Origin of the sequence: Aeromonas simiae, from assembly GCF_014892695.1 — a bacterium.
Classification (GTDB): Bacteria; Pseudomonadota; Gammaproteobacteria; order Enterobacterales; family Aeromonadaceae; genus Aeromonas; species Aeromonas simiae.
Map to the genome: position 1 here is coordinate 1,534,403 of NZ_CP040449.1, position 15,004 is coordinate 1,549,406.

The 15,004-nt window shown below is 67.5% G+C and carries 15 protein-coding genes; 6 read left to right on the forward strand and 9 right to left on the reverse strand.

Features of this window, described 5'->3' with window-relative positions; genetic code table 11:
• The 6 genes from FE240_RS07220 to FE240_RS07245 are packed head-to-tail and all read right to left on the reverse strand — an operon-like array spanning window position 1 to window position 5,994.
• Complete coding sequence (locus tag FE240_RS07220; protein ID WP_193003960.1) at window positions 1–1,455, reverse strand: BatD family protein; 1,455 nt, start codon at window positions 1,453–1,455, stop codon at window positions 1–3.
• On the reverse strand, window positions 1,449–2,849 hold the full coding sequence (locus FE240_RS07225) for a VWA domain-containing protein (protein WP_193003961.1): 1,401 nt from the start codon (window positions 2,847–2,849) through the stop codon (window positions 1,449–1,451). The genes FE240_RS07220 and FE240_RS07225 overlap by 7 nt, the downstream gene beginning before the upstream one ends.
• Window positions 2,842–3,792: a VWA domain-containing protein gene (locus tag FE240_RS07230; RefSeq protein ID WP_193003962.1), complete on the reverse strand. Its 951-nt coding sequence runs from the start codon at window positions 3,790–3,792 to the stop codon at window positions 2,842–2,844. Before FE240_RS07230 ends, FE240_RS07225 begins: the two co-directional genes overlap by 8 nt.
• The gene (locus tag FE240_RS07235) at window positions 3,789–4,223 is read right to left on the reverse strand and encodes a hypothetical protein (protein WP_193003963.1); all 435 of its coding nucleotides are present in this window, start codon (window positions 4,221–4,223) and stop codon (window positions 3,789–3,791) included. Before FE240_RS07235 ends, FE240_RS07230 begins: the two co-directional genes overlap by 4 nt.
• A complete protein-coding gene (locus tag FE240_RS07240; protein ID WP_193003964.1) occupies window positions 4,208–5,071 on the reverse strand; it encodes a DUF58 domain-containing protein in 864 nt (287 codons plus the stop codon). The genes FE240_RS07235 and FE240_RS07240 overlap by 16 nt, the downstream gene beginning before the upstream one ends.
• Entirely contained in the window at window positions 5,062–5,994 is a 933-nt protein-coding gene (locus FE240_RS07245; RefSeq protein ID WP_193003965.1) for an AAA family ATPase, read from the reverse strand. The genes FE240_RS07240 and FE240_RS07245 overlap by 10 nt, the downstream gene beginning before the upstream one ends.
• Before the next feature lie 191 nt (window positions 5,995–6,185).
• On the opposite strand from FE240_RS07245, the gene fadI reads away from it, so the two are divergent.
• From fadI to FE240_RS07270, 5 genes are all read left to right on the forward strand, one after another.
• On the forward strand, window positions 6,186–7,496 hold the full coding sequence (gene fadI, locus FE240_RS07250) for an acetyl-CoA C-acyltransferase FadI (RefSeq protein ID WP_193003966.1): 1,311 nt from the start codon (window positions 6,186–6,188) through the stop codon (window positions 7,494–7,496).
• A 16-nt stretch (window positions 7,497–7,512) separates the two neighbouring features.
• On the forward strand, window positions 7,513–9,636 hold the full coding sequence (fadJ, locus tag FE240_RS07255) for a fatty acid oxidation complex subunit alpha FadJ (RefSeq protein WP_193003967.1): 2,124 nt from the start codon (window positions 7,513–7,515) through the stop codon (window positions 9,634–9,636).
• A gap of 153 nt (window positions 9,637–9,789) precedes the next feature.
• Window positions 9,790–9,930, forward strand: a complete 141-nt coding sequence (locus FE240_RS07260; protein ID WP_193003968.1) for a TIGR02808 family protein — start codon at window positions 9,790–9,792, stop codon at window positions 9,928–9,930.
• A gap of 82 nt (window positions 9,931–10,012) precedes the next feature.
• Window positions 10,013–10,567, forward strand: coding sequence for a YaeQ family protein (locus tag FE240_RS07265; protein ID WP_193003969.1), 555 nt, complete (start codon window positions 10,013–10,015; stop codon window positions 10,565–10,567).
• A gap of 1 nt (window position 10,568) precedes the next feature.
• A complete protein-coding gene (locus FE240_RS07270; protein WP_193003970.1) occupies window positions 10,569–11,456 on the forward strand; it encodes an AEC family transporter in 888 nt (295 codons plus the stop codon).
• 9 nt (window positions 11,457–11,465) lie between these two features.
• On the opposite strand, the gene FE240_RS07275 is transcribed toward FE240_RS07270, so the two are convergent.
• Complete coding sequence (locus FE240_RS07275) at window positions 11,466–11,750, reverse strand: hypothetical protein (protein ID WP_042047434.1); 285 nt, start codon at window positions 11,748–11,750, stop codon at window positions 11,466–11,468.
• A 181-nt stretch (window positions 11,751–11,931) separates the two neighbouring features.
• On the opposite strand from FE240_RS07275, the gene FE240_RS07280 reads away from it, so the two are divergent.
• Complete coding sequence (locus FE240_RS07280; RefSeq protein WP_193003971.1) at window positions 11,932–12,579, forward strand: DedA family protein; 648 nt, start codon at window positions 11,932–11,934, stop codon at window positions 12,577–12,579.
• A gap of 51 nt (window positions 12,580–12,630) precedes the next feature.
• On the opposite strand, the gene FE240_RS07285 is transcribed toward FE240_RS07280, so the two are convergent.
• Both FE240_RS07285 and FE240_RS07290 read right to left on the reverse strand, forming a co-directional pair.
• Complete coding sequence (locus tag FE240_RS07285) at window positions 12,631–13,887, reverse strand: D-amino acid dehydrogenase (protein WP_193003972.1); 1,257 nt, start codon at window positions 13,885–13,887, stop codon at window positions 12,631–12,633.
• A gap of 130 nt (window positions 13,888–14,017) precedes the next feature.
• Window positions 14,018–14,923 (reverse strand): LysR substrate-binding domain-containing protein, encoded by a 906-nt coding sequence (locus FE240_RS07290; RefSeq protein WP_193003973.1) that lies wholly within the window; start codon window positions 14,921–14,923, stop codon window positions 14,018–14,020.
• Between the last annotated feature and the right edge of the window lie 81 nt (window positions 14,924–15,004).

Here is a 15,004-nt window from a genome sequence, read left to right on the forward strand (position 1 = left end):
CTATCCCTGCTCCTGCGCCGTGTCAGCAGCCTTGGTGGGGGTGAGCAGCCAACGCCAGTGGCGGCGCAGCGCCCGGCGCAGCCGAGAGGGCTCCCAGGGGGCGGGCGGGCCGAAGCAGGCGCGCTCGAGCTCATCGACGGCGCCGGCCAGAGCCTCTGGCAGCGACGGATAGGGGGGCAGGGCGCGGCGCCTGAGCCAAGTGCGCCAGGCGGCGCGGCTCTGCTCGGGTGAGTCGCTCAGCGCGCCATAGAGGCGGGTGGCATCCCAGCAGGGGATGAGCCAGGGGCGCAATCCCTTGATGAGCAGCAGCAGGGCGACCAGCTCGAGCAGTCCGTAGTGGCGGGAGGCGGACTGATCGGGGGCGGCGAGCACGGTGAAGGGCACGGCAGGCAGCCGCGCCGTCTCGATTTGCCCGGTGGCGGTATTGAACCAGCGCAGGGCGATGGCCGGCAGATGGTACTCGCCCGGCTCGCGGGCGGTGATGGCCTGGCGCAGGGTGCGCTGGCCGACCAGTTGGCCGCTGGCCAGGTAGCGCTCGTGGGTCTGCTCGCCATCGGGCAGCACCAGAAGATCGGGCAGCTGCGGCGCAGGGAGGCGCAGTGCACTCATGTCCCCCTGCTGCCAGTCGATGCGCAGGGTGCGAATGAGCGGCTCGCCGGGGTGCAGCGCGGCCGGGGGTGCTATCTGCTGGCTCAGGGTGAGCCGGGCCGCCACCGGCAGCGGCGGGGTGGCCATGATGGTGACCGGCAGCGGCGCGGCGCGCCCGCTCAACTGCTGCGCCGGCTGGTCTTCTCCGGCGGGCAGGGTGGCGCTCAGGCGCGGCGCCTCGAGCCAGAAGCGGCCGCTTTGCAGGGCCTGCACCAGCCAGCGCCGCTCAATCTGGCCCGCTTGGCCCGGCATGGAGGGCGGGGTCCAGCGATCCTCGCCGAGGCGGCGCACCCGAAAGCCGGCGGCGTGCAGTTCGTCGAGGCCGGGGCGCTCCACCGTCTCGGGCAGGGTGATGGTGAGCCGGTAGACAAAGGGCTGCCCGACCCAGAAGCGATCCCCTTCCTCCAGCACGGCCTGCTGGCTGATGCGGGGGGCTGGCGCCGGTGCGCTCGTCACCCCTTGCAGGGGGGGCAGCGACAGGGAAGGGGTTTGCTCGTTGCCGACCCGCAGGGGGGGAATGAGCGGCCAAGGCTCTGCCCGGCCCGGCGGCAGGCTGAGCGGGATCTGCCAGCGGGTGAAGTGGCGCTGCGCCGTGATGATGTCGCTGCGGCTGACGCGCCCGACCACGAAGTGGCGCAGCAGCGGCGTCACTTGAAGGGCATCGGGGGCGGCGCGGCCCTCTTGCTCCAGCACCAGCAGCCAGCCCTGTTGGTTTGGGATCACCTGACTGAGCAGGCGCGCCTCGGCGGGCGCCAGGAGCGTCAGGACGCACAGCAGTAGGGCGCACAGCCGCAGGCGCCTCACCATGGCTCCCCCTTGGGGGGTGGCGCTGCTCGCTCGGCCAGCTTGCGCAGTCGCTCCTTGAGCAGGATGACCGGCGGTGCCGACAGGGGGGGAGCCCCCTTGGCCGTGGCGGGCTCGGGTTGATCGGATGGCGCTGTGGCGGCGCTGTGCGCCTGTTGCTGCTGACGGCGTTGCAGCAGGGCGAGGTTGAAGCGGGCATCGGTGTGGGCGGGGTCGAGGGCCAGCGCCACCAGATAGGCGGCGATCGCCTCGTCGAGCCGACCGAGGCGGGCCAACGCGTTGCCCCGGTTGTAGTGGGCGGTGACGCTCTGGCTCATGCCGTAAGCGGTAACGGCGCGCTGATACTCCCCGGCGCGGTACCAGGCGTTGCCGCGCCAGAGGGGGTCATCAAAGGCCTCGGCAGCGGCCCGGTAGTGCCCCTCCTGATAAAAAAGCAGGCCATGGGCATCATCGGCGTGGGGCACTCCCAGCGGCAGCAGCGCTGCCAGCAGGAGCCAGAGCTGGCCACGGCGGGCCAGTAAGGCAAAGGGGAGCAACAGCAGCAGCAGGAAGGGGCCGAGCTCGCGCCAGCCCTGCTGCGGGGGGGCGCTCAGGGGGCCGGCGCTAGTGAGGGTGAGCGTCTGGGGATCGGTGATAAGGCGCCCGCCCGTCTCTTCGGCCAAGGCGGCGATGGCGGCGCGATCCGGCGCCGGCAGGCGGGGGCGGCCCGGCTCACCCGCCAGACGCACCGGCCCGTCGCCCGAAAGCAGCACGATATCGAGGCGTGGCGCCTGGCAGCGCAGCAGGCTGAGCCCCCGGCAGGGCCAGCTGGCGCGGATGGCGTCGCGCTGGGGGGCGGTGATGGCGTCGGTCACCAGCAGCAGGCGCGCTGGGGCCTGATCGGCAAAGCGCGCCAGGGCCAGCTGCACCGCGCGCTCGGGGGCACTGCCGGCTATTGGCATCACGTCGGGGCGCAGATCCGGCAGGAGGCGGCGCAGCGCCTCCCTGTCCTCGCTTGGCGGTTGCACCAGATAGGCGTCGGCGGCAAACAGAATGAGGGCGATGCGCCGCGCCTGCGGCTGATCGAGCTGGGCTTGCAGCAGCAGGCGGGCCCGGGTGGCTCTATCGGGCGAGAGATCGGTCGCCAGCATGGAGCGGGAGAGATCGAGCAGCCAGATATCGAGAGGCGGCGCGGCTTGGGGGGGCGCCGCGCCGGGCAGGGCGGGGCCGCTGAGGGCCAGGATCATCAGCAGCGCGGCCAGCGGGCGCCAGGGTGGGGTGGCCTGCTCGGGGGCGCGCAGGTAACGGGCCAGCACAGGGGCAAACAGGGGAGGGCGGCGGCGAGCCTGCCACCACCAGATCAGCCAGGGGATCAGGGCCAGCAGCCACAGGGGGCGCAGCAAGGTGAGATCACCCATGATGCCTCCTCGGCCAGCGGCCAAGTCCGGGGGTGAGCAGCAGCAGGGCCAGCGCCAGTGGCCAGGGGTAGAGCTCCTGGCTTGGCTGGGCGCGCAGTCGCGGCGCGGCGGTGGGCTCGAGGTGGGTCAGGGTACGGTTCATGGCGCCGAGATCCCCGGCCGAGCGGCCGCGAAAGTAGCGTCCCTGGCCGATGGCGGCCAGCTCGCGCAGCAGGGGCTCGTCCAGTTCGCTGCTAGGATCGCGCTGCTCGGGGGGCAGCAAGGGGGCGTCGGGATCGGCTCCCACCCCCAGGGTGTAAAGGCGTAGCCCCTCCTGGGCCGCCGCCCTGGCCTGCTCAAGGGGATCGGCATCCCCAGCCGTGTTGCGCCCATCGGTGATGAGCAGCACGGCGGTGGGGGCTGCGCGGGTGCGGTGTTGGCGGGCCACGGCGAGCGCCTCGCCGATGGCGGTGGTGCGCCCGGCTAGATCGAAGTCGAGCTCGTCGGCCAGGGTGAGCAGGGCGGCATGGTCCCGGGTCAGCGGCGCCAGCAGGTAGGCGTGATCGGCAAACACGATGAGGCCGATGCGATCGCCGGGGCGGGCGCGGATCAGCTCCCCCACCAGTCGACGCACCGCCTCAAGTCGGCTCTGCTGACGGGCGCCGTCGAGCATGTCTTCGGCCCGCATGCTGTCGGAGAGATCGACCGCCAACAGCAGATCGCGGCTGGGCGTCCACTCGGTCTGTGGCGGCGCCAGCCACAGCGGCCGGCACAGGGCCAGCACCAGGGCGCACCAGGCGAGCAGGGCAGGCCACTCTCGGCCATCCGGGGCGCGCCACAGACGGGCAAAGCCGTCGTGGTGTAGGGCGTCGTGGCGCCGTGGCGGCGCTCCAAAGCGGATCAGCAGCGGCAGGGCCAGCGCCAGCAGCGCCCACGGCCAGGCCAGGGTGAGGGCGCCGCTCATGGCTGCCACCTGAGCGGGGCCGGGCAGGCCGCCAGCAGGCGCGGCAGGGCGGCTTCGATCGCCTGCGCCGCCGAAGGTGGCACCGGCAGGGCGCCATAGATCCAGCGATCCCACTCGGGAGCCCAGCCGCTGAGGCGGGCGCCGCAGCGGGTCTCGAGGGCGGCGAGCCAAGCCGGGGTCGGCTGGGTGGCCAGATCGGGCCAGCGGCTGGCGGTGAGGCGGCGCAGGGCGGCGTGGCGCTCGGGCCAGGTGGCCGCCTGCCAGTGTCGCAGCCAGGCACGTCGGCGCCGCCATTGGCGCACCCGGATGAGCAGCGGCAGCAAGGCGAGCAGCACCAGCAGGAGTGATAACGCCGTGAGGCGCCCCTCGTCGAGCGGAGGGGCTGGGTGGATATCGCGCAGCTGGGCGAGCCAGCTCAGATCAGTCGACATGGCCCCTCCTGCCACTGCTCGGCCAGCGGCCGGCCGTTGTCGAGGCGATAGAGGCGCTTGACCAAGGGCAGCAGTTGTGCCAGTTGCGCCTCATCCTGGGCGCGGGCCGCCGCCGCATAGTCATGGCGGCGCTCGCCATCGAGCCAGCCGCGCCCGGTGTGGCTGGTCACCGGCAATCTGGCGTGGGGCGGCAGCGCCAGCTCGAGGGGATCGACAATTTGCCACAGCCGCAGCGGGTGGCGCCGGGCTAGCTGGCCCATCCAGTGCAATAAGGGGGGAGGTGTGCGCCGGTCGGTGATGAGGTGCAGGGCGCAGCCATCGGGCAGGCGTTGGTGCGCTGGCAGGGCTTGGGCCGCCTCGCGGTGGGCCAGCCCTTGGGTGTAGCGAGCGCACAGCTCGGCTAGCAGTGGCTCTGGGCGGCGGGCGTGGGCCAGGGCTGGGCCATCCCCGGCCTGCAACCAGAGCGGGCGCCCCAGCCCCTGCCAGAGCAGGGCGGCGGCCAGCTCGGCGCCGAGGCGCGCTTTTAGCTGCACGCGGGAGCCGAAATACATGTCGCGCCCCAAGTCGAGCCACACGGCGCAGGTCTGCTCCTGCTCGTCGTGATAGAGGCGGGTGTGGGGGCGGCCGAGGCGGGCGGTGACCCGCCAGTCGATGTGGCGCACCTCGTCGCCGCTTTGGTAGGGGCGCAGCTCCTTGAAGGTGAGGCCGGGCTGGCGAGCGAAGCGCCCCCTGTGCTGCGGGGTATGCCGCTCGGGGGCGAGGCGAGCCAGCGAGCGGGTGGCCAGCAGCCGCGCCAGCGGCAGGGCCAGCAGGGGATCGCCGAGCAGGGCCGCCTCGCTCAGGGGCATGGCACCCGCTCCAGCAGTTGGCGGGCCAGCGCGTCCCCGTCGAGCCCTTGGGCCAGCGCCGGGTAGCTGGGCAGCAGCCGGTGGCGCAGCAGGGGGAGCGCCAGCGTCGAGATGTCCTCGGGCAGCACGAAGGCGCGCCCTTCGAGCCAGGCGCGGGCACGGGCGGCGCGGGCCAGCCCCAGGGTAGCCCGCGGGCTGGCCCCGTAGGCGATGAGGCCGCTCGGGTCCTGGCGACTGGCGCACACCAAGTGGACGATGTACTGCTCGAGGCGCGGCTGCATCTCGACGGCGAGCACCTGGCGGCGCGCCTCTTGCAGGCTCTCGAGTCCCAGTTGGCGGCTGGCGTCAGGGGCGGGCTCCCCCTGGCGGTGCTGGCGCAGGATGGCCAGCTCCAATGCCGGATCCGGGTAGTTCACCTTGAGCTTGAGCAGGAAGCGGTCGAGCTGGGCCTCCGGCAGGGGGTAGGTGCCCTCCTGCTCGATGGGGTTTTGGGTCGCCGCCACCATGAACAGCGGCGGCAGGCGCCAGCTCTTCTTGCCCACCGTGATCTGCCGCTCGGCCATGGCTTCGAGCAGGGCTGATTGCACCTTGGCGGGCGCTCGGTTGATCTCGTCGGCGAGGATCAGGTGGTTAAACAGGGGGCCGGGTTGAAACACGAAGCTGCCATCCTGGGGGTGGAACACCTCGGAGCCGGTGAGATCCGCCGGCAGCAGATCCGGGGTGAACTGGATACGGGCGAAGCGCCCCTCAAGCGCCGCACCGAGCGCCTTGACCAGCCGGGTCTTGGCCAAACCAGGCGCCCCCTCGATGAGCACGTGCCCCTCGCACAACAGGGCGATGAGCAGGCCGTCGACAAGATCGGGCTGCCCCAGCACCTGTTCGTTGAGGCGCTGGCGCAGTTGGCTGAACTGGGGCTGAGGCATAGTGGAACTCGTTGTTTTTTATCGGGGTTGCTCTTTTTATACTCCAGGGCCCCTCGCATCACCAGTGCCGAGCCGCGCAATCGGCATAGAGTGATCGATGGCAAAATTGTTTCAATCACCTGTATGAAACTTGTGATTGGATTGTTAACATGTCGCCCGTGAGGTCAGACCTCTTCCAACAAGGAGCCAGGATGAACAAGCCATTGAAACTGACCACCCGCCAGGGCGAACGGATTGCCGTTGTGGCGGGGCTGCGTACCCCCTTTGCCAAACAGGCCAGCGCCTACCACGGCGTGCCGGCAGTGGATCTCGGCAAGCTGGTGGTGGGCGAGATGCTCGCCCGGGTGGATCTCGATCCCGCCCTCATCGAACAACTGGTCTTTGGTCAGGTCGTGCAGATGCCCGAGGCGCCGAACATCGCCCGCGAAATCGTGCTCGGTACCGGCATGAGCGTCTCGACCGATGCCTATAGCGTGTCGCGCGCCTGTGCCACCAGTTTCCAGGCGGTCGCCAACGTCACCGAGTCGATCATGGCCGGCACCATCGACATCGGCATCGCTGGCGGCGCCGACTCCTCCTCCGTGCTGCCCATCGGTGTGAGCAAGTCTTTGGCGCGTGCCTTGGTCGATCTCAACAAGGCGCGCAACCTCCAGCAGCGCTTCAATATTCTGCGCCGCTTGCGCCTAAAGGATCTGCTGCCGGTGCCGCCAGCGGTGGCCGAGTACTCCACCGGCCTCTCCATGGGGCAGACCGCCGAGCAGATGGCCAAGACCCACGGCATCAGCCGCGCCGCGCAAGATGAGCTGGCCCACCGCTCCCACACCCTGGCCGCCCAGGCCTGGGCCGAAGGCAAGCTGGCCGGCGAGGTGTTCGCCGCCCACGTGCCCCCTTACCGCGCCGCCCTCGAGCGTGACAACAACATCCGCGAAGGGTCGGATCTGGCCAGCTACGCCAAGCTCAAACCGGTGTTTGACCGGGTGCATGGCTCGGTGACCGCCGCCAACGCTACCCCGCTCACCGACGGCGCCGCCGCCGTCATGCTGATGCGCGAGGGGCGCGCCCGCGAGCTTGGCCTCGAGCCGCTTGGCTACATCCGCAGCTTCGCCTTCTCGGCCATCGACGTGTGGCAAGACATGCTGATGGGCCCCTCCTACGCTACCCCGCTCGCGCTGGATCGCGCCGGCATCACCTTAAGCGATCTCACCCTCATCGACATGCACGAGGCGTTTGCCGCCCAGACCCTGGCCAACCTCAAGATGTTCGCCAGCCACGAGTTTGCCCGTGACAAGCTGGGCCGGGATCAGGCCATCGGCGAGGTGGACATGGAGAAGTTCAACGTGCTGGGCGGGTCGCTGGCCTATGGCCACCCCTTCGCCGCCACTGGCGCGCGCATGATCACCCAGACCCTCAACGAGCTGCGCCGTCGTGGCGGCGGGTTGGGGCTCAACACCGCCTGTGCGGCGGGTGGCCTCGGCGCCGCCATGGTGCTGGAAGTGGAATAAGGGCAGGAGAACCAAGATGGAACAAAAGAGCTTTACCCTCGAGATCCGCAAAGACGGCATCGGCCTGCTCACCATGGATGTGCCGGGCGAGAGCATGAATACCCTCAAGGCCGCCTTCGCTGACGAGGTGCGTGGCGTGCTGGCCCAGATCCGGGCCAACAAGGATCTCATCGGCCTGGTGATCCGCTCCGGCAAACCGGACTCCTTCATCGCCGGCGCCGATATCGGCATGCTGGCAGCCTGCCAGAGCGCCGATGACGCCGAGCAGCTGGCCCGTGAGGGGCAGCTCCTGTTTGGCGAGATCGAGGCGCTGCCGATCCCGGTGATCGCCGCCATCCACGGCCCCTGCCTTGGCGGCGGGCTGGAGCTGGCGCTGGCCTGCCACGGCCGGATCGCCACCGATCACGGCAAGACAGTGCTGGGCCTGCCTGAGGTGCAACTCGGCCTGCTGCCGGGCTCCGGCGGCACCCAGCGCCTGCCGCGTCTCATCGGCGTGGCCAAGGCGCTCGATCTCATCCTCACCGGCAAGCAGGTGCGTGCCAAGCAGGCCAAGAAGCTCGGTCTGGTCGATGAGGTGGTGGCGCCGAGCATACTGCTCGAAGCCGCCATCAAGCGAGTCAAGCAGGGCAAGCCCAAGCGCGAGCTCAAGCGCGATCTGCAAGGCAAGCTGCTCGAGACCAACAAGCTGGGCCGCAAGGTGCTGTTTGATCAGGCCCGCAAGGGGGTGATGGCCAAGACCCGCGGCAACTACCCGGCGCCGGAGCGCATCCTCGAGGTGATCCGCATCGGGGTGGAGGAGGGGATGCAGGCCGGGCTGGCCGCCGAGGCGCGCCGCTTCGGCGAGCTGGTGATGACGCCGGAGTCCGCCGCCCTGCGCTCCCTGTTCTTTGCCACCACAGAGATGAAAAAAGAGGTGAGCTACCAGGGGGCCGCCCCGCGTAAGGTGGGTCATGTGGGCGTGCTTGGCGGCGGCCTGATGGGGGGCGGCATCGCGTATGTCACCACCAGCAAGGCGGGGCTGCCGGTGCGGATCAAGGACGTGGCCCAGGGCGGGATCAGCAATGCCCTGCGTTACAGCTACGATCTGCTGGCCAAAAAGCTCAAGCGCCGCCACATTCTGCGCAGCGAGCTGGAAAAGCAGATGAGCATGCTGTCGGGCACCGTGGATTACTCGGGCTTTCATCGTATCGACATGGTGGTCGAGGCGGTGTTTGAGGATCTCGCCCTCAAGCAGCAGATGGTGGCGGACATCGAGCGCGAGACCCAGCAGGCCATCTTTGCCTCTAACACCTCGTCGCTGCCGATCGGCCAGATTGCCGCTAAGGCGGCGCATCCCGAGCGGGTGGTGGGGCTGCACTACTTCAGCCCGGTCGACAAGATGCCGCTGGCCGAGATCATCCCCCACGCCGGCACCAGTGCCGAGACGGTGGCCACCACCCTGGCGTTCGCGAGGGCCCAGGGTAAGACCCCGATCGTGGTCAAGGATGAGGCGGGCTTCTACGTCAACCGCATCCTGGCCCCCTACATGAACGAGGCGGCGCGCCTGGTGCTGGAAGGGGAGCCGGTGGAGGTGCTCGACGGGGCCCTGCTCGATTTTGGCTTTCCGGTTGGCCCCATCAACCTGCTCGACGAAGTGGGCATCGACGTGGGGGCCAAGATCTCCCCGATCCTGGAGCAGGAGCTCGGCGGCGAGCGCTTCCAGGCGCCGGCGGCGTTTGACAAGCTGCTCAAGGCCGATCGCAAGGGGCGCAAGAACGGCAAGGGGTTCTACCTCTATGGCAAGGCGGCCAAGAAGGGCAAGAAACAGGTGGACGAGAGTGTCTACGATCTGCTCGGGGTCAAGCCGCAGGCCAAGCTGCCCAAGGCGGAGCTGGCCGAGCGCTGCGTGCTGATGATGCTCAACGAGGCGGCCATCGCGCTCGATGGCGGGGTGATCGCCTCGCCTCGTGACGGTGACATCGGCGCCATCTTCGGCATCGGCTTTCCCCCCTTCCTCGGTGGCCCGTTCCGCTATATGGACTGCCTCGGTATCGCCCATCTGGTCGGGCGGCTTGAGCACTACCAACAGCGCGCTGGCGATCGTTTCGCCCCGTGCGAGCGGCTTAAAAGCATGGCGGCCGAGGGGCGCACCTTTTACTGAGCCCTCTCATCGGATCGGCGGCCTGCGGGCCGCCTTTTTTATGCCAGCGTCCTTGATCCAGCGCAAACCGGGTCGGGTTTACTCCTTTGGTGGCATGGCTCACGCCATCGGACTAGGGTGACAATGAAGGCGCAATCGAACGAGGAGAAAACCATGAGCCTGCTTGAGCAAACCATTTGGACCGTGCTGGGATACGGCGTGATGCCCTTCATCTTCTTAAGCGGCTTTCTTGCCGTGGCGGTGGTGAGCTGCGTCCTGCTCAATGCCTTCGGCGTGAAGCCGGTCGAGCGTTGATCCCCTTGTTGCCTTGAGTGCCATCGTCAGGCGCGCCGCAATCGGGTACACTGCCGGGCGTTCCCACTGACCCAGGTGCGTTATGGCCCTCAAGGCAACCGTATTCAAGGCCCATCTCTCCCTCTCCGACATGGACAGGGGCCTCTATCAGGATTTCTCCCTCACCCTGGCCCGCCACCCCTCCGAAACCGACGAGCGGATGATGATCCGCCTGGCGGCCTTTGCCTGGCATGCGGCCGAGCGTCTCGAATTTACCAAAGGGCTGTCTGCCGACGACGAGCCGGAGCTGTGGATCAAAAGCTACAGCGACGAGATTGAGTTGTGGGTCGAGCTCGGCTTGCCCGACGAGCGCCGCCTCAAGAAGGCGTGCAACCGCGCCCGTGAAGTGGTGCTCTATGCCTATGGCGGGCGCGGGGTATCGGTGTGGTGGAAGCAAAATCAGGGCAAGCTCGCCCAGCACGACAACCTGACGGTGATCGAGCTGTCCGATGAGCAGAGCCAGGCGCTGGCGGCCTTGGCCGAGCGCACCATGCAGCTCACCTGCACCATCAGCGAGGGGCAGCTCTGGCTGAGCAATGGTCATGGTGAGGTGACCCTGGACCCCCAGTTCCTGCAACGCCACCCCAGCCACGCCTGATATGCTGGCCGCCCTGCTCGACATCGTAGTCCCGGTGTTTGCCGTGGTGGCCCTTGGCGCCCTCTACGGCCATCGCCGGCCGGGAGGGGAGCTCGGGTTCGTCAATCGTGCCAACATCGAGCTGTTTACTCCGGCCCTGGTCTTCTCGGCGCTGGTGAAATACCCGCTGGCCCTCGGCGAGCATATGGCGCTGCTGCTGGCCGGCACCCTGGTGATCCTGCTGCCCGGTCTGCTGTTGGCCCTGTGCCCCATTGGCGGCCTTTCTCGGCCGGCACGCATGGTGCCCGCCATGTTCCGCAACACCGGCAATCTCGGCATTCCGCTGATGGTGCTGGCCTTCGGCGAGCAGCAGCTCGGCGCCATCGTGATCCTGTTCGTGCTCTCCAACCTGCTGCACTTCTCGGTGGGGATCGCCTTGCTCTCCGGGGGCCGGGAGGGGAGCCGCTGGCTCTGGCTGCGCAGCCCCATGTTGTGGGCGGCGGCGGCCGGCTTGCTGGTGGCCAATCTGGGGATCTCGTTGCCGGCCTTCGTGGTGACGACGGCCTCTCTGCTTGGCCAGATCTCGGTGCCCTTGATGCTGTTTGCGCTGGGGATCCGGCTGCTGGACGGGGGATGGGACGATCTGGGGCTCGCCATCCGGGTCAATCTGCTTTATCTGGCGGCAGGAGGCATGTCACTGCTGCTGGTGTGGTGGCTGCTGCCGCTGAATCCCGAGTGGGTGCCACTGCTGCTGGTGTCGGTGGCACTGCCACCGGCCGTGCTCAACTACATGTTGTGCGAGCAGTACCAGTGCCAGCCGCAGAAGGTGGCCAGTATCGTGCTGGGGGGCAACGCGCTCTCGCTGGTGATCATTCCACTGGCGGTCTGGTTGGCGCTGCACCTGGGATAGCGAGAGAGGCTAGGGCTGACGCGGGTAGGGGTTGCGGGGGGCCAGACTCAGGGGCAGTGCCGGCTCGTGCAGCGCCTGACGCAGCCACTCCCAGTCGAGGGGGGGCATGCCCGGCTTGAAACGCTGCCTCGCCGTCTGCCCTTCAATCACCAGAAATAGGCTGCACGGGGCACCGAGGCGGTTGACGTAGCGCACCATCACCTCACCCTCAAGGGCCAGCACCTGACGGCGCAGGGCCGCCACGTCATAGACCCAGCTCTGGCCGCGTTGGCTCCAAATCTCGAAGCGGTTCATGAAATCAGTCCTCGATGGAATCTCTGTACCTTCTCACTCCCTGCCCTGTGACGCAATTGCCGGATCCGGCAGGGATCGTGGGCTCCCCCATTCGGGCAGGGGAAAATTCTCTTGGGAGGGCGATTGCTGGGATGCAGGGGGCGGGGTAGACTCTGCTGCGGTTTTTTAGCGAGTGAGCACCATGGATCTGATCCTCTTTCTTATCGATTTCATTCTCCACGTGGATGTCCACCTCAGGGAGTTGTTCGAGAACTATGGCATCTGGGTTTACGCCATCTTGTTTCTCATCATCTTTTGTGAGACTGGCCTGGTGGTGACCCCCTTCCTGCCGGGTGACTCCCTGCTGTTCGCCGCCGGCGCCCTGACGGTGGGTAGCGTGCTGGACGTGCACACCCTAGCTACCGTGCTGATCATCGCTGCGGTGCTCGGCAACGTGGTCAACTACACCATCGGCCACTTCTTCGGTGAGAAGCTGTTTCAAAATCCCCACTCGAAGATCTTCCGCCGCGATCACTTGGAGAAGACCAGCGCCTTCTATGCGCGCCACGGTGGCAAGACCATCATCATCACCCGCTTCTTGCCGATCGTGCGCACCTTCGCCCCCTTCGTGGCGGGGATGGGGGCCATGACCTACAAGCGCTTCCTGGCTTTTAACCTGGTCGGGGGCTTCCTGTGGGTGATGAGCTTCGTCTACGCCGGCCACTTCTTTGGCAACCTGCCGGTGGTGCGCAAAAACTTTACCCTGCTCATCTTCGGCATCATCGTGATCTCCCTGTTGCCGATGGTCATTGGCGGGATCCGGGCCAAGCTCGCCAGCAGCCGGGCTTAAGCTGCGAACATAAAAAAACGCGCCCTCGGGCGCGTTTTTTTATTGGGCCTTTCAGGCCGCGTAGCGATCCAAGGTGAACCCCTCGGTGTCGATGGCCCTGTGCTGGCCCCCCATCCAATCGGCGAGCAGTTGGCCCGAGCCGGCGGCCATGGTCCAGCCCAGGGTACCGTGGCCGGTGTTGAGCCACAGCCCCGGGATCGGACTTGGCCCCACCAGCGGGGTGCCGTCTGGGGTCATGGGGCGCAGCCCAGTCCAGAACTCGGCACGGGCCAGATCGCCGCCATGGGGGAAGAGATCGTTCACCACCATGGAGAGGGTTTCGCGCCGGCGCGGATTGAGGGCCAGATTGAAGCCCGATAGCTCGGCCATGCCGCCGACCCGGATCCGCTCGTTGAAACGGGTCAGTGCCACCTTGTAGGTCTCGTCGAGTACCGTGCTGCGCGGGGCCCCCTCCCCATCGGTGATGGGCAGGGTGAGGGAGTAGCCCTTGACCGGGTAGACCGGCAGATCGAGCCCCAGCGGGCGCAGGAACCCGGTGCTGTAGCTGCCAAAGGCGCACACCACCGCATCGGCCTGCCAGTGCTGCTCGCCGGCGCGCACGCCCACCACCGCCTCGCCGCGGCGGATAAGGCTATCCACCGCGCAGTTGAAGACAAACTCGACCCCGAGCTTTTTCGCCTCGGCGGCCAGGGCGCGAGTGAACCGCAGGCAGTCGCCGGTCTCGTCACCGGGCAGGCGCAGCCCCCCCTTGATGACGCCGCGCACCCGGGCCAGTGCCGGCTCGGCGCCTTCGCAACCGGCAGCATCAAGCGACTCGAACGGCACGCCAGCCAGCGCCAGCACCTCCATGTCGCGCTTGCTTGCCTCAATCTGGGCATCGGAGCGAAACAGTTGCAGGGTGCCGAGCTGGCGCCCTTCATAGTCGATGGGCAGCTCGCTGCGCAGGGCCATCATGCAGTCGCGGCTGTATTCGGCCAGACGCACCATGCGCCCCTTGTTGCGGGCATAAGAGGTCTCGTTGCAGTTGGCCAGCATCTTGAGCATCCAGCGTAGCTGGAAGGGGTCCGAGGTGGGACGGATGGCGAGCGGCGCATGGCGCTCGAACATCCACTTAGCGGCCTTGAAGGGGATGCCAGGCGCCGCCCAGGGAGCCGCGTAGCCGGGGGAGATTTGACCTGCGTTGGCATGACTGGTCTCCAGTGCCACATCGGCCTGCCGCTCGAGCAGGGTCACCCTGTGCCCGGCCCTGGCCAGATACCAGGCTGATGTTACCCCGATCACACCTCCACCGAGCACCACAATATCCATATAGTTTGCCTCCGACGAATGAGGGCTTCACCATAATCAGCGGCAACATGATATTCAATGGTGTTAATTAAAAATGGTTAATGTTTCTATTTTGTGTGTTTTTGCTGGTTTTTAAATCCATCTTTTATTTTCATGTTGGATGAAAAATTGGTGGTGTGCCATGGCTATCCCGGATCAGGGCAAACAACCCCTGCAATGCCCCCTGTTGGCGATCGGCAGCCCGCACCGCAGCGTACATGTGGCGGGTGATCCCACTGCCGAGCGGACGGGCGGCCAGCAACCCTTGGCGGACGAATTCGCTGCTGGCCCAGGCGGGCAGGGCGGCCACCCCGAGGCCGGCGGCGGCCATCTGCAACATCACTGAGGTGTTGTCGACCACCTTGCAGCGACCCGGCTCGGCTCCGGCCGGTTGCAAGAAGCGGCTGAACACGTCCATGCGGGCACGCTCCACCGGGTAGGTGAGCAGCACTTCGCCAGCGAGATCCCTCGGGGCAATGCACTCCTGACGAGCCAGCGGGTGATCTGGCGCCATCACCAGCTCCAGCGGGAAGTCGAACAGGGGCTCGAAGTGAAGATCGCCGCGGGCCTGCACGTCGGAGGTGAGCAGCAGATCGAGCTGGCCGCCGAGCAGGGCCGCCACAGTGTCGAAACCGGGTACGGACTCGACCTCCAGCTCGATGCCGGGCCAGCGCTGGCGAAAGGCGGGCAGCAGCGGCAGCAGCCAGTGGATGCAGCTGTGGCAGTCGAGCGCCAGGTGCAGCTTGCCGCTGTGGCCGGCTTGCAGTGCGGCTAGCTGTTTCTCGGTGCTGGCAAGCTGGGGCAGCACGCTGCGCGCCAGGTGCAACACCAGCTCGCCGGCAGCGGTGAAGGTGAGCGGCCGACTCTTTCGCAGATAGAGCTCGCAGCCGAGGCGCCCCTCCAGCTCCTTGATCTGATGGGAGAGGGCAGACTGGGTCAGGCTCAGGGTCAGCGCGGCGGCGGCGAGTGATCCCTGATCGGCCAGGGCTGCCACGGTTTTTAAGTGTTTGATCTCCATCCTTGCTCCTGCTTGAACGATCCTTGAGAGCCACTTGAAGAGGATTCAATAGCCAGAGCCACCTTATCTCGTCATTCTGGA

Coding starts and splice junctions, on each gene's coding strand:
- FE240_RS07220 (WP_193003960.1), bottom strand. CDS start 1,455: ATGGTGAGGCGCCTGCGGCTGTGCGCCCTACTGCTGTGCGTCCTGACG.
- FE240_RS07225 (WP_193003961.1), bottom strand. CDS start 2,849: ATGGGTGATCTCACCTTGCTGCGCCCCCTGTGGCTGCTGGCCCTGATC.
- FE240_RS07230 (WP_193003962.1), bottom strand. CDS start 3,792: ATGAGCGGCGCCCTCACCCTGGCCTGGCCGTGGGCGCTGCTGGCGCTG.
- FE240_RS07235 (WP_193003963.1), bottom strand. CDS start 4,223: ATGTCGACTGATCTGAGCTGGCTCGCCCAGCTGCGCGATATCCACCCA.
- FE240_RS07240 (WP_193003964.1), bottom strand. CDS start 5,071: ATGCCCCTGAGCGAGGCGGCCCTGCTCGGCGATCCCCTGCTGGCCCTG.
- FE240_RS07245 (WP_193003965.1), bottom strand. CDS start 5,994: ATGCCTCAGCCCCAGTTCAGCCAACTGCGCCAGCGCCTCAACGAACAG.
- fadI (WP_193003966.1), top strand. CDS start 6,186: ATGAACAAGCCATTGAAACTGACCACCCGCCAGGGCGAACGGATTGCC.
- fadJ (WP_193003967.1), top strand. CDS start 7,513: ATGGAACAAAAGAGCTTTACCCTCGAGATCCGCAAAGACGGCATCGGC.
- FE240_RS07260 (WP_193003968.1), top strand. CDS start 9,790: ATGAGCCTGCTTGAGCAAACCATTTGGACCGTGCTGGGATACGGCGTG.
- FE240_RS07265 (WP_193003969.1), top strand. CDS start 10,013: ATGGCCCTCAAGGCAACCGTATTCAAGGCCCATCTCTCCCTCTCCGAC.
- FE240_RS07270 (WP_193003970.1), top strand. CDS start 10,569: ATGCTGGCCGCCCTGCTCGACATCGTAGTCCCGGTGTTTGCCGTGGTG.
- FE240_RS07275 (WP_042047434.1), bottom strand. CDS start 11,750: ATGAACCGCTTCGAGATTTGGAGCCAACGCGGCCAGAGCTGGGTCTAT.
- FE240_RS07280 (WP_193003971.1), top strand. CDS start 11,932: ATGGATCTGATCCTCTTTCTTATCGATTTCATTCTCCACGTGGATGTC.
- FE240_RS07285 (WP_193003972.1), bottom strand. CDS start 13,887: ATGGATATTGTGGTGCTCGGTGGAGGTGTGATCGGGGTAACATCAGCC.
- FE240_RS07290 (WP_193003973.1), bottom strand. CDS start 14,923: ATGGAGATCAAACACTTAAAAACCGTGGCAGCCCTGGCCGATCAGGGA.